At 38.1% G+C, this 13,376-nt stretch carries 11 protein-coding genes; 1 reads left to right on the top strand and 10 read right to left on the bottom strand.

The features are described from left to right. Positions 1-6 precede the first annotated feature (6 nt). From egtB to KYH19_RS10195, 4 genes are read right to left on the bottom strand one after another with little or no spacing between them, the layout of a single operon-like run. Entirely contained in the window at positions 7-1,158 is a 1,152-nt protein-coding gene (egtB, locus tag KYH19_RS10180; RefSeq protein WP_219078614.1) for an ergothioneine biosynthesis protein EgtB, read from the bottom strand. Next, positions 1,158-2,729, bottom strand: a complete 1,572-nt coding sequence (locus tag KYH19_RS10185) for an ABC transporter permease/substrate-binding protein (protein ID WP_219078615.1) — start codon at positions 2,727-2,729, stop codon at positions 1,158-1,160. The genes egtB and KYH19_RS10185 overlap by 1 nt, the downstream gene beginning before the upstream one ends. Beyond that, positions 2,722-3,681: an ABC transporter ATP-binding protein gene (locus KYH19_RS10190; protein WP_219078616.1), complete on the bottom strand. Its 960-nt coding sequence runs from the start codon at positions 3,679-3,681 to the stop codon at positions 2,722-2,724. Before KYH19_RS10190 ends, KYH19_RS10185 begins: the two co-directional genes overlap by 8 nt. A gap of 1 nt (position 3,682) precedes the next feature. Further along, positions 3,683-5,065 carry a mercuric reductase gene (locus tag KYH19_RS10195; RefSeq protein ID WP_219078617.1) on the bottom strand — a complete coding sequence of 461 codons (1,383 nt, stop codon included), beginning with the start codon at positions 5,063-5,065 and terminating at the stop codon, positions 3,683-3,685. A 179-nt stretch (positions 5,066-5,244) separates the two neighbouring features. On the opposite strand from KYH19_RS10195, the gene KYH19_RS24205 reads away from it, so the two are divergent. After that, on the top strand, positions 5,245-5,379 hold the full coding sequence (locus KYH19_RS24205) for a hypothetical protein (RefSeq protein ID WP_255562611.1): 135 nt from the start codon (positions 5,245-5,247) through the stop codon (positions 5,377-5,379). Between the two features lie 288 nt (positions 5,380-5,667). On the opposite strand, the gene KYH19_RS10200 is transcribed toward KYH19_RS24205, so the two are convergent. From KYH19_RS10200 to KYH19_RS10225, 6 genes are all read right to left on the bottom strand, one after another. Then, complete coding sequence (locus KYH19_RS10200) at positions 5,668-8,229, bottom strand: M1 family aminopeptidase (RefSeq protein WP_255562612.1); 2,562 nt, start codon at positions 8,227-8,229, stop codon at positions 5,668-5,670. Between the two features lie 12 nt (positions 8,230-8,241). Further along, entirely contained in the window at positions 8,242-9,426 is a 1,185-nt protein-coding gene (locus KYH19_RS10205; RefSeq protein ID WP_219078618.1) for an NRAMP family divalent metal transporter, read from the bottom strand. Next, a complete protein-coding gene (locus KYH19_RS10210) occupies positions 9,423-10,184 on the bottom strand; it encodes a 5-oxoprolinase subunit PxpA (RefSeq protein WP_219078619.1) in 762 nt (253 codons plus the stop codon). The genes KYH19_RS10205 and KYH19_RS10210 overlap by 4 nt, the downstream gene beginning before the upstream one ends. Next, complete coding sequence (locus tag KYH19_RS10215; RefSeq protein WP_219078620.1) at positions 10,181-11,179, bottom strand: biotin-dependent carboxyltransferase family protein; 999 nt, start codon at positions 11,177-11,179, stop codon at positions 10,181-10,183. Before KYH19_RS10215 ends, KYH19_RS10210 begins: the two co-directional genes overlap by 4 nt. A gap of 2 nt (positions 11,180-11,181) precedes the next feature. Continuing rightward, positions 11,182-11,922 carry a 5-oxoprolinase subunit PxpB gene (gene pxpB, locus KYH19_RS10220; RefSeq protein ID WP_219078621.1) on the bottom strand — a complete coding sequence of 247 codons (741 nt, stop codon included), beginning with the start codon at positions 11,920-11,922 and terminating at the stop codon, positions 11,182-11,184. Between the two features lie 169 nt (positions 11,923-12,091). Further along, positions 12,092-13,375 carry an ATP-binding protein gene (locus KYH19_RS10225; protein WP_219078622.1) on the bottom strand — a complete coding sequence of 428 codons (1,284 nt, stop codon included), beginning with the start codon at positions 13,373-13,375 and terminating at the stop codon, positions 12,092-12,094. Position 13,376 lies beyond the last annotated feature (1 nt).

Below are 13,376 nucleotides of genomic sequence, written 5' to 3' on the forward strand. Positions count from 1 at the left end.
TTTATTTTATTTTACCAGGCGTATGCCCGTATATTGCCATCTTAAATGCGGATGAAAGAAATTTCGATAAGTAATGCGTGAATGATTTTGCGGAGTAGCTATGGATGCTCCGCGAAGCACTTTCTGATTGACCATAAATTTGCCGTTATATTCGCCAATGGCCCCGGCTGCTTTACTAAAGCCAGGATAAGGGAGGTATGCGCTTTCAGTCCACTCCCACCTTTCGCCCCAATTAAAGCTTTTTGCGGCCACTTCCCATTCAAATTCGGTTGGCAAACGCATGCCGCTCCAACTGGCATAGGCATAAGCTTCGTAATAACTGACATGACTTACCGGCGCATTCGGATCAATTGGTAAAAGTCCGCCCAAAGTGTAATTAAACCATTCTCCATTAATCGAATGCCAATACATGGGTGATGTGATGCAGTTGCTTTTTACCCAATCCCATCCTTCGGAGTGCCAATAATTAAAATTTTCATATCCGCCTGCTTTGATAAATTCTAAAAATTCGGCATTGCTTACTAATGTTTTACTGATGGCAAAATCGTGCAGGTAAACTTTATGTTTGTTCAGTTCATTGTCAAAGCTAAAACCCGTTCCTTCATAACCAATCTCATAAACACCTTCGGAAATATTGATAAAGCCGGGTTCTGGGTTGTTCATTGCTAAAACTTCTTTTCTGTCTTTCGAATAGACGGGAAAAAGCGGATTGTTACCCAAAATAAATTTAATATCAGTAAGTAACAATTCCTGATGCTGCTGCTCGTGGTTAAAACCTAAAACCAATAATTCCTTAACTTCATCCTTTAGTGGTGTCTTTAAAAAATTTGTCATGGCTTCATCTACATAAGCCCGGTATTGGTAAATTTCATTCACGCTTGGCCGACTTAAATTACCCCGGTCGGTACGGATTACCCGATTGCCAACGGTTTCGTAATAACTATTAAATACAAAATTATAATCGTCGTTATACACCTGATAGTTAGCCGAAAACGGCTTCAATATAAAGGTTTCGAAGAACCAGGTGGTATGCCCCAAATGCCATTTAGGTGGACTTACATCTACAACAGGCTGCACCACATAATCTTCAGTTTGTAAAGGTTCACAAATCTGCTCGGAATATTTCCGAATCTGTAAGTATTCTTCTAGCAATGTCATTAATTTTTATCCAGATAATTTTTAAGGTCTGTGATGCTATTAACATTCAGTTCTTTTGATTGTTTTTGCCGCATCATTAAAGCATAAGAATTATTAAAACCGATTGGTTTTAGCCATTTGATTTTAAACTTTTTCTCAAATTCGGTAGAGACATAATCGTAAGTTTTGTTTCTATCGTGCGCCATTTCCTTTGCAATTTTTGGATCAGGCTGTAATAAAACCAGTAAACCTGTTCCGGTATACTCAGGGTAAAAGTCAATCTGATCATTCATCAGCGCATCAAAACAGATTTTTGTTCCGCCCAATCCGGTTTTAGTAGCTACATCGTAATCTGTATTACCTTTAATCAACATACTGTACATTTCGGCCAGGATATATTGTTCACCAAAAATCTTTGATCCTATGCGCACGGTACCTTTATGTCCATTTTTAGGAGCTTTATACAAGCCATTGCTAATCAGGAAATCCTTTGCTACCCGCTCCGGCTGTTGATGAAGGTAATCTGTTCTGTAATTCAGATCAGTCATGATCGAATCTGTAATTTTCCCGGAGAGTAGATTGAGGGCTTTTTCCAATTCGGGGAATTGTTTTAAAGCTTCATCACGAACAATCGGTGCAGCATAATAGGGCGGAAAAATATTCTTATCGTCTTTTAAAATTTTCAGGTCAAAAGCTTTTAAGCGGCCATCGGTAGAATAACCGCTGATTACATCCAGTTCTTTTGCAAAAGCAGCTTTGTACATCACTGCATCGCTGATCACTATGGTATGTATTTTTAAACCATAAGTTGATTTTAATCCGAGGTCACCATCCTGCCTGCCCATAAATTCGGGAGTAAATCCCGCTGTTAAAGTAGAGCAGTAAGCGGTTGGTAAAGCATAAAAACCGCCCAAAATCAAAATCACGATAGGAAAAACGTACAAGCCTTTCCTCAACTTCTTAAAATCCATTTTCTGGACAAGTGAAAGTAAAGCATCGAGTATAATTGCCAACAAAGCGGCTGGAATGGCTCCAGCCAAAATCATATTGGTATTGTTGAGCGAAATACCGCCAAAAATAAACTCGCCCAAGCCTCCTGCGGCAATAAATGAGGCCAAAGTGGCCACGCCCACATTTATTACGGTTGCAGTACGGATGCCTGCCAGAATAACGGGCATAGCCAAAGGTAATTCTACTTTTAATAGTATCTGGCTCTTGCTCATTCCCATTGCCCTGGCGGCTTCTTTAACATGCTGATCAATACCAATAATACCGGTATAGGTATTGCGGATAATCGGTAACAAGGCATAAATGAGCAGTGCAACGATAGCCGGCTTGGCACCAATCCCTAAAACCGGGATCATAAATCCCAATAAGGCAATGCTTGGTATGGTTTGCAACACCCCTGCAATGCCCAAAACTGTTCCTGAAAGTTTTCTCTTTCTCGCAATCAATATACCTAGGGGTAAACCGATTGCAATAGCGAGGATTAAAGAAATAAAGGTTAAACCTACATGCTGTAAAGTTTGACTGAGCAGTTTATCAGACTGCCCTGACATAAATTGCCATAAGGTTTGCTGTTGCTCATTCATGCAGCTGTGCGTTTTGGTATTGGTTAAATCCTTTGGTTAACTGCTCGAAATTGATCGATTTGATTGCCTGATCAGCGCCTGAAACAAAAAGCTCAGACCGGTCATTATTCCTTAATAATTCCATGGCTTCCCATATACTTAAATCAGCAGATTCACTTTCTCCTTCATAAATGGTTTCTTCAGGTAAATAAGTCCAAATATCCTGGATATTAATTACTTTAAACTCTAGTGCCAGCCTTTGTCCAGCGAGAAAATTCCTTGCAAAATCATTTATGGGCCGATATAATAATTCTTTGGGTGTTCCAATCTGAACTACCTCACCTTTATCCATTAAACAGATCCGGTCTGCCAGTTCAAAGGCTTCCTGAACATCATGTGTAACCATTACAATGGTTTTCCTTTTCAACTCTTCGAGTGCTTTAAATTCTTTTTGGATACTGGTACGGGTAACGTTATCTAAGGCTCCAAAGGGCTCATCCATTAACAATACCGATGGATCGATAACCAACGCACGGGCTAGCCCTACACGCTGCTGTTGTCCGCCACTTAACTCATGCGGATACATCGCCAACGTGCTTTCCGGTAGATGAAGTTTTTGGATCAATTCCTGCGTACGGCTTTTAATTTTTTCCTTATCCCATTTCAAAAGTTTAGGTACAAGTGCAATGTTCTCCGCAATGGTATAATGCGGAAAAAGACCAATATTCTGCATCACGTAACCTATCCCCTTGCGCAATACATCAGGATCCTGGTCGGTGATGTTTTCATTATTAATAAAAATCTGGCCTCCATCAGGCTCAATTAAACGATTGATCATTTTTAAAGTGGTGGTTTTACCACATCCACTGGTACCTAACAATACCAATGTTTCCTTTTCGGCAACTTTAAAAGAGACTTGCTTTACCGCCTGGGTATCTCCAAATTTCTTGCTTATCCCTTTTAATTCGATCATATTATTTATAGAGTTTCATAAATAAGTTATTCAGCGATTCGGTATAGGTAGGGTGCGCAAAAACGCAATACCTGATCCTATCGTAAGTAATACCGCCCTCCATTGCCATTTGCAGAACAGACATAATTTCTCCGCCTTCTGAGGCAAGGATAGCAGCACCCAAAATCTCTTTAGTGTCAGCATCTACAACTGCTTTCATCAGCCCCAAAGTTTCGTTGGTTTCGATACCACGCGCAACATTCGAAATTGGCAGAACGGCAACTTTATAATTCAATTTCTTTTCTTTAGCTTCTTTTTCTGAAATGCCAATCCGCCCAAGCTGAGGGTCGGTAAACATGCAGTATGGTACCGGCCGATCGTGAATAGAATATTTCGTTCCTTCAATCAGGTTACGGTAAACAATGGTATAGTCATTATAGGCGATATGGGTAAAGGCAGGCCCACCTTTTACATCACCCAATGCATAAATTCCTTTAATATTGGTTTCCAACTTTTCGTTCACGATTACATGTCCTTTATCATCTAATTTAACACCACAATTTTCGAGGCCTAAATCAGCGGTTTGCGGTGTGCGTCCGGCTGCGATTAATACATGACTTGCCGTAATGTTCTTTTTTGTTTTACCCGATTGGATTGAAAGATGAAGCTGTTTTTTATCCTGACTGATTTTATCAATCTTCACATCCGTAATGATTTCAATCTTTTCATCCGTTAAGATTTCGGTAAGGGCTGATGAAATATCCTGGTCTTCTTTAGCTAAAATACCTGATGATTTTTCCAAAACGGTTACTTTACTGCCAAATCGATTAAACATTTGTCCAAACTCCAGCCCGATGTAATTGCCGCCGATCACCACCAAATGCTCTGGAACGGTTTCTATATCTAAAATTGTTGTGGATGTAAGATAATCAATTTCATCAAGTCCTTCTATATCAGGTATGGCAGTTTTTGCTCCGGTATTGATAAAAATCAAATCAGCAGTTACTTTTTCTTCACCACCATCGTTAAGGGCAATGGTTAACTCTTTTTCAGCGCTGAATTTTGCTGTTCCGAAAATGAGCCGGAGCCCTTTGGTATTGTTAATTCCCTTTTCTGACGATGTCCTAAACTGTTCTACAATATCATCTTTGCGCTGTTTTATCTTCTTGAAATCAATTTTAATGTCTCCTACTTCTACGCCAAGTTCAGTTGCTTTTCTGGCTTGATAAACTGCCCTTGCAGAAGCAATCATGGCTTTTGTTGGTGTACAACCATCGTTGATACAGGTACCCCCAACCAATCTTTTTTCAATTATGACTGTTTTTTTACCTGCTTCAGCAAGTTTTTTAGCCAATGGTGTGCCCGCCTGCCCCGCTCCGATAATTATCGCGTCGTAATGTTTCATTGATAGGATTTGTTTTGTTGTAATGATAACCTGAATAAGTAGATCAATGTTTGACCAGGAATAATTTATTCTTTAACTGGAATATTATTAAATTTTAAATAAAAAAGTTACAAACTATATTCAAAAATCTACGTTAAATAATCATAGACATTAAATTGACAAACATAAATCCCTAATTCATGCAAACTCAAACAACAGAAAATACGAACCTTACTGTTTTTATTCAGGATGATGCTTCTATTGAAGATAAAAGAGATATTTTATTAAACAGTTTGTTAGACGATCTGAACAATCAAACAGAATCTTTCAATTAATAACCATTATTTCTTACTTTTCAGATTAAAAACCTGACCATTAAGAAGTTAAGGTCATTTTAAATTTTGGTTTGTTAAGGTGATGTGAAATTTGAACCTTATCAAGATATTTTCTTAATTCCCTTAAACTCTTAATGGTGGAGAATTACCTGAAATTAATTACGTACAACTCAAAGAAAAGGGCAAACAAATTAATGCTTACCCTTTTCAAATCTAAATTAACGCTCTCGCGACGAAAAGTATAAATTCTCCGTAAACCTGTTTGTAACAAATTTATTTAATTAAACGTTAATGCATGATGATCTGCGCCCGTCTAAGGTTATCGGTAGCCTGCAAAATTTTATCCTTTAGTTTTGGATTGTAATCAGGATGTGATTTTAAGAAATCTTGCAAGATTGCATTTGCTTCTTTTTTATTGTAAGCCGCGAAGGTAGCAGCTAGCCAGGATTGCGGAAAGAATATATCTCCGGTTTGCTGTATTTCTGCTAATAAGTCTAAGCTTTCTTTCAAATAATGAATAGATGTTTTTTGCCTGATGGGGTGATGCAAATAAGATAAAGCCGTAGTTACCCAAGCTTCTTTCTGTCGGTTTTTCCGATTTTTTAAACCATTAAAGAAACGATCTCTTTCCTTAACATTTAGAGATAATGCGGGCATTAAATAAATTAACCGGTTTTTACGGTCTTCATTTTTGGTCCGTTCCAGCTGATCTTTTAAGATCGTATTAGCCGTATCTGTTTTAAGCGCCAACGTTAAGGCTAATGCACTATAATCATCTTCTAACAATTTAATTCCAGTTGGCGCAGTTTGCTTAAGCCAGATATCATACATTCTTTTTCCAGCTTCGGCACTCAGATACACATTTTGATAAGCATTGAACAAAATTTTCCTGTTGTTTTGCATTTGCTGTTGCTCCATTGCGTCCCAAATTGTTTTTTCCATCAACGCATGGATATCCCTTCGTTTTTCGTCAGTTAAAAATGTCCAGTAAATATTGGTCATGTACCCTGTGATCAACCTAAGGTTCATCTCATTCTTTTCCGTTGCTAAACCTTTAAGCAATACATTTAAAAGTGCCTCAGGTTGATTACTTTTATCCGAAAGCATATTTTCATAAGCATTAATATAAGCTGATGCACGTTCTAAAGGATCAGTGATATTATAAAGATTTGCCATCATCTCTTTCTCAATCGGGAAAAGGCCATATCCCGCACCATTTGCATTAAACAAAATATACAGCGGTTTTGGAAGACCTTTCGCTTCATTTAAAACAGTTTGTGCATTCACTGCGTTTACTACCAAAAACTTATTATAGGTTGGATAAACCAGCTTAATTGTAAAAGATTGTGGCCACACCCGGGCCTGCCCCATTTCACTGTTCTGACTTAAGCTTAAGTTACTTATTTTGTCTCCACTGTATTTAATATCATAACTAAAAACAGGTCGGCCTGGTTCATTTACCCAAACTTTATTCCAACTCAGTAGATCACTTTTACTGTATTTACTTAAAATGGCAATCAAATCGTTCCAGGTAGCGTTGCCATAACTGTATTTTTTCAGGTATTCCCTGATCCCTTTTTGAAAGTTTTCTTTGCCCATTAACAGCTCCAATTGACGCATCATAATTGGTGCTTTATGGTAAATAATATTTCCATACATTGATCCAGCTTCTTGTAAGTTATCCAATTGCTGGCGAATGGGATTAGCGCCCAATGTCCTGTCTACGCCGTAAGCTGCCGGATAATGGTCTTGTAAAAACTTAAGATCAAAAGTGTTTTTGCCCATTAACTTTTCAGTTACCTTATCGGCCATAAAATTGGCAAAAACCTCTTTCATCCAAACATCATTAAACCACTTCATGGTTACCAGATCGCCAAACCACATATGCGCCGTTTCATGCGAAATCAGATTTGAACGGGAAATGAATTGATCTTTGGTTGCACCCTGATCTAAAAACAATGCAGATGCTTTATATTGTACCTCACCAGGGTGCTCCATACCGCCAAACTGAAAATCTGGAATGCTGACAAAACCTATTTTCTGAAAAGGGTATTTTATCGCTGTCCAGTTTTCCAAAAAATCGATGGCGTCGCGATGAGCTATAAAAACAGAATCTACACTGAGTTTAATTTTAGCTGAATCAGTTTCTCGGTGAAGAAATTCCATCTCTCGGGTTTTCATTTTCTGATTAACAAGCGTGTATTTCCCTGCAGTAAAAGAGAATAAATAGGTAGGCAATTTATCTGAATGATTAAAATGATAGGTGGTAAAATTATCTTGTACCAACGAATCTCTTTTTACGGCATTAGCCATTACTTTCCAATCGGTTGGAACAGTTAATGAAAGTAAAAAGTTAGCTTTTAAATCAGGCTGATCAAAGCAAGGAAATACCGTTCTCGCATGATCAGGAACAAAAAGGGCATATAAAAAATCTTTATTTCTGTTTAGCGATTCGTTACCGGCAATAAATTCGATTTCGATATGGTTATTACCAACCTTTAAATACGCTTGCTTAATTAAAATATGTTCTGCTTTAAAATCGATAGGTATGGTTTTTCCATTCACCGATACTCGTTTTATGTGGTCTGCATTTTGTTTAAAGTCAACTTGCAGATAAATTAATTTATTTATTTTAAAATCAATGCTTTCAGTCGATTTAATTGATTCTGATTGCGCTGCTGGTATTCTAAAATGAAGCTGATACTGAATGTTACTTATCGCGGCACTTCTGGAGTTTGCCAGGGCAAGAGAAACACCGGGTTCAACAGCAACAGCCTGTGCGGCATGCTGCGCGAAACAGGTGGAATTCAATAGTAAGAAAAGGCAAAGATATTTCGTAATTGTAGTCATGTAAATAAAGATTTATTCTCCTTTAATCATCTGTAAAATGGTTCCGTAACTCATCCAAACCATGGTGATTACCACAGCTAAACCTGTTAGTGTTAACCAAAGTGGTTGTTTATAATTTGCGATAATTTTAGTTCTATAAGCCGCAATAAGCATAATCCCCAATGCAATGGGTAAAATAAAACCATTAATAGCACCCACAGTAAGCAATATTTTTACGGGTTTACCGATCAGGATAAAAATAACACAGGATATGGATATAAAGGCAATGATAATCTCTCTGTTAAACTTTAAGATCAGTGGGTGAAAACTTTTAATAAAAGAGATGGAGGTATATGCCGAGCCCACAACAGAAGAAATTCCCGCAGCCCAGATCACTACACCAAAAATTTTATATCCTATTTCTCCGCTGGCCAATTTAAAAACCGAGGCGGCCGGATTGGATGGATCTAAGGTAAAACCTTTACTTACTACACCCAAAGCAGCAATAAATAATAATAAGCGCATGATAGATGCAAGTCCGATGGCACTTAATGCACCTTTATTTACGGCACCCAAATTTTGGATTCCGGTTTGCTTGGCATCTAATAAGCGATGAGCGCCCGAAAAAGTAATATAACCACCAACGGTTCCACCGACAATGGTTAATACGGCGGTAAAACTAAACTGCGTAGGGTTTACAGCCCTTAATGCGGCTTCTGCCAATGGTGGCGAACTGGTATAGGCAATAATTAAAGCCAGTACAATCTTAATCAACCCCATGGTTTTGGCAAAAACATCCATTGCTTTGCCCGCTTCTTTGTAAATAAAGATCCCTATTGCCATAATAGCGCTGATTACAGCACCCTGCCCTACACTAATGCCAAATAACACATTTAATCCTAAGCCAGCACCAGCAATATTACCAATGTTAAAAGCCAAACCACCTAAAAAAACCAGGAATGAAATAAAGTAACCCAAGCCCGGAAAAACCTTATTGGCTATATCCTGAGCAGGTTTATCAGCAACTGCAATAATCCGCCAAACGTTTAACTGTGCGATGGCATCTAATATGATGGATAGCAATATGACAAAGGCAAAACTAGCACCTAATTGTTGGGTAAAAACTGCTGTTTGTGTTAAAAATCCAGGACCAATGGCCGAAGAAGCCATTAAAAATGCAGCTCCTAAAAGTACACTCCAATTGTATTTAGGCTTCATATTGATGGAGCTTTAATTAAGATGCCTTCTTTTTTTAGTCTTTCAACTATCAATTTAGCAAAAGCAACAGCGTGTTCACCATCACCATGCAAACAAATGGTCTCTGCTCTTACAGCGATACGATTTCCGTTTGCACTCCTTACTTCCTGCTTTAGCGCAAATCCCAAAACCTGATTTACAGCATCTTCTTCGTTGGTAATTAAAGCGTTGTTTGCTGAGCGTGGAGTAAGTAAACCATCATCCTGATAACTACGGTCGGCAAAAACTTCTGATGCGGTAACTATGCCTATTTTTTCAGCTTCAGCTATCATCTTACTTCCTGCTAAGGCATACAAGATCAAACCTGGATCAAAATCGTAAACAGCCTGCACAATCGCTTTTGCTAAAGTGCTATCTTTTGCAGCCATATTATATAGTGCACCATGCGCTTTAACATGATGTAATTTACCACCTGCAGCTTTTACAAAAGCACTTAATGCACCAATTTGATATAAAGTTAGCTGATAAGCTTCATTTGGGCTAATCTTCACTTCTCTTCGACCAAAGCCCTGCAGATCGGGCAAACCAGGGTGTGCACCAATGGCTACTCCTTTTTTTAAGGCTAAAGCTACAGTTCGCTGCATTACAGCCGGATCGCCGGCATGAAAACCGCAGGCAATATTTGCCGATGTAATATAATCCATCAGTTTTTCATCATTGGGCATGGCATAATTTCCGAATGCTTCCCCCATGTCGCAATTAAGATCGATTATTTTCATGTTTTGATATATTTAAGGCTTATTGCAGTGGTAATTAATGATAAATCGTGTTCACGTTCCAGGAAAAGTTCTTCTGCTTCGTCTCTCGAAATTTCAGAAAAATGAATGGTGTCACCGGGTTTTAACTGGGCACATAAAGGCAAATCGACCGCTGCAACATGGGCAATGCGGGGATAACCGCCAGTTGTTTGACAGTCGGCCATGAGTATAATCAAGTCGCCACTTCCGGTGACCTGAATAATCCCGGGAGTTACTGCTGTACTGAGCAATTCCTTTTTAACCTTCCTCACCAATGGTTTTCCAGATAAATGATAACCCATGCGATTACTTCTTCTATCGACGGTGTAAGAATTGGTTAAAAATGAAATAATGGATGCTGCATCAAACCAGCCGATTTCATTGCCCAGCACAACTCTGATGTTTTGCCTTTTCTCTGGCAGCAAACTTTCGCGCGAAATGCGCCAATTTGGATAGCTTAACGACCTATGAATTAATTTGTCTAATATCTCTTTTGATACTTCGCTAATAGTGGTACCACCGATCAAAACATCTGCTTTTTGCAATGCTCTTCCCTTAAAGCCACCAAAAGCAGCAGCAAGAAATGTACTTTTACTTTCCATTAGATCTGGCACATTCCATCCACCGGCAACAGCCAGATAGGTACGCACACCAATTGCATTATGGATCAGCTTTATAACGGAACCAGCCGAAAAAAACAATGGCTTTTCTGCAGGCATTACTTGATCATTATAAACCAGGAAAGCTCCATCACCGGAATAAGCTACTAAAATATCAGTTTCAGCTTTAAACGAAGCATCGGCATAGGTAAATTCTATGGTCGCATTATCATCATTGTTACCAACTGCTTTATTGGCTAAACGGTGAGCCAACTCATCCATAGCGCCAGAAACAGGTACAGCCTGCGAGAGGTATCGGTACCTGCCCAGATCCTGAATAGTACTTAACAAACCCGGCTTAATGATGCTGATTTTCATACTCATATTTCAGCATATGCATTAAACTCATCTATACCAATGGATTTAAAAGTAACAAGGTCACCTCCCTTTAAAAGTGATGGTTGCGAACGGTTTACATCAAATATCTTTAATGGTGTTTTTCCAATAATTTGCCAGCCTCCGGGTGTTTCCATTGGATAAATACCGGTTTGATTGCCTGCAATACCTACTGATCCTGCGGGTGTTTTAGCATTAGGAACTTCTTTTCTAGGCGTTGATAATCTGGTGTCCATCCCGCCCATATAAGCGAAACCTGGCACAAAACCGATCATAAATACAACGCATTCGCCGTCCGTATGGATATCGATTACCTCAGTTTCACTAAGGTTATTGGTGCGGGCTACTATTGAAAGATCCGGACCAAAATTGCCTCCATAACATACCGGAATAACCAGGTTATCAGCTATTACCTTTGATTTTTCTCTTTTTATTTGTGCAATTTTATTTAAATGAGCGGATACCTTTTCGAAGCAAACCTCCCCCGGAAGATCTGATAACATCACACTTAACGGATCAAAGAAAACAGTTAAGGTAGTGTAAGCAGGAACGGTAGTAATAAAACCAGAAAAAGGATTTTGCAACAGCAATTGATTAAAATCAGTAATCAGAAGTAACAAATCGTTATCGATAGCCATTCCGAACGTTATTGTAACTGATTTTTCGCTCAATCCGTAAATTTCTATGGGAATACCTGTTTCAAAACACCCTAACTGCTCATTCATACAAAAACAGTAAGATTTAATAATAAATATTCTTCATCATACGAAACTGACAGCTAAACTGCCGCTATAAAAATGAATATATATTATTAAAATAACAAAGATTTTGAGAATAGGATAAAAAAGCAGAACTATCAGCTTGAAATTACTAAATCACCGATAAAATGTTAATCTAATTTTTCGTCGCTTCAAGGCCTTTTATCAATTTCAATAACTCATCCTGCTCTTCGGCTTCTAATTCGATTATGCCATTAAACATTTCAAAAATTTCATCACGGAGGTTAGAACGCATTAAAAGATCGGTAAGACGTACAATGGTTTTCTTTTGATCGGTATTTAAACTACTAAACAATTTAGGCTCCACTTCATATAATGACTTAATTAAACTAACCAACTCCGGTTTCCTTAATTCTTGCTCTCTTTCGCTGGCATAAACAGGAAATATCTCATCCTCTTCGTAAGTTTCAATCAGGCGGTTGGCATATTCTTTTAAAAACGGTTTACGTTTACTTTTAAGATATTCCGTTAGTGCTTTAATCAAAAATCTATATTCTGCCGAAGATTTAGCTGCACCAAATATGGCCACCTGCCCTTCATTTTCGAAACTCTTAAAATCGAAATCACGAAAAAAATCACTATCAATGTAAACACTATGAAAATAATCGTCGCTCTTTTTATTTAAGGTGGTGTAATCTTTATAAATTTCTTCTCCACTAGCCGAGAAATAGTATTTAGAGAGTTCTTTGTGGAGATTTTCTTTCCAATGGACATATTTAATCTTAAAATTAACGGCAGTATCGGGATAAAAAAGATTAAACTCTTCTACAGTTTTAATATTGCTGCTAAAATCCAATGCTTCACCATTTACAATAATCGAGTAATTTTTGTGTTTATTCAATTCAATAAACCAACAGAATTCGTTTATCAAAAAAGGAATTACTGTTTCTTCTAAATCCTGTTGACTGATCTTCAAATTAGTAAATGAAACGGTTGTTCCAGTTTCTCCAGTATTCTCCGGAACGCTGGAAAAATCATGGCTGTAACTATTTAAAGCACCAGTGTTAATGTGTATTTCGCCAGAACAAAATCCTTTTTCGGATTGGTAAGTGGTTTGCCAAACAGCATTATGCGCAAAGGTAAAAAAGGTAAGTCTCCCCACCCCATTGCGGCCATGCATTTTAGAGGTGTGCTTTGGTGCTACAATCTGAATAGATTTTTCAGATTCGAAAAACGGATCGAATTTTTGTTGTAAGCGATCAAAATTAATTCCATAACCATTATCAGCAATAGTTAACTGCTCCAAAAGGCCAAGCGCATTGGCTACATAATCTATACGGATGGTATTCGCATTGGCGTCAAAACCATTCCATATATACTCCGCAATAGCCTGCTTTTCATTATAGTTCTTAAGTACTTTTTGTATTCCCTTTGAAGTGATATTAACGTTTACCGACATA

The organism is Pedobacter sp. D749, assembly GCF_019317285.1.
In the GTDB taxonomy this organism is placed as follows: domain Bacteria; phylum Bacteroidota; class Bacteroidia; order Sphingobacteriales; family Sphingobacteriaceae; genus Pedobacter.

What these genes read in the sequence shown, in the direction of transcription:
- egtB (WP_219078614.1), bottom strand. Translation starts at nt 1,158, where the DNA reads ATGACATTGCTAGAAGAATACTTACAGATTCGGAAATATTCCGAGCAG.
- KYH19_RS10185 (WP_219078615.1), bottom strand. Translation starts at nt 2,729, where the DNA reads ATGAATGAGCAACAGCAAACCTTATGGCAATTTATGTCAGGGCAGTCT.
- KYH19_RS10190 (WP_219078616.1), bottom strand. Translation starts at nt 3,681, where the DNA reads ATGATCGAATTAAAAGGGATAAGCAAGAAATTTGGAGATACCCAGGCG.
- KYH19_RS10195 (WP_219078617.1), bottom strand. Translation starts at nt 5,065, where the DNA reads ATGAAACATTACGACGCGATAATTATCGGAGCGGGGCAGGCGGGCACA.
- KYH19_RS24205 (WP_255562611.1), top strand. Translation starts at nt 5,245, where the DNA reads ATGCAAACTCAAACAACAGAAAATACGAACCTTACTGTTTTTATTCAG.
- KYH19_RS10200 (WP_255562612.1), bottom strand. Translation starts at nt 8,229, where the DNA reads ATGACTACAATTACGAAATATCTTTGCCTTTTCTTACTATTGAATTCC.
- KYH19_RS10205 (WP_219078618.1), bottom strand. Translation starts at nt 9,426, where the DNA reads ATGAAGCCTAAATACAATTGGAGTGTACTTTTAGGAGCTGCATTTTTA.
- KYH19_RS10210 (WP_219078619.1), bottom strand. Translation starts at nt 10,184, where the DNA reads ATGAAAATAATCGATCTTAATTGCGACATGGGGGAAGCATTCGGAAAT.
- KYH19_RS10215 (WP_219078620.1), bottom strand. Translation starts at nt 11,179, where the DNA reads ATGAAAATCAGCATCATTAAGCCGGGTTTGTTAAGTACTATTCAGGAT.
- pxpB (WP_219078621.1), bottom strand. Translation starts at nt 11,922, where the DNA reads ATGAATGAGCAGTTAGGGTGTTTTGAAACAGGTATTCCCATAGAAATT.
- KYH19_RS10225 (WP_219078622.1), bottom strand. Translation starts at nt 13,375, where the DNA reads ATGTCGGTAAACGTTAATATCACTTCAAAGGGAATACAAAAAGTACTT.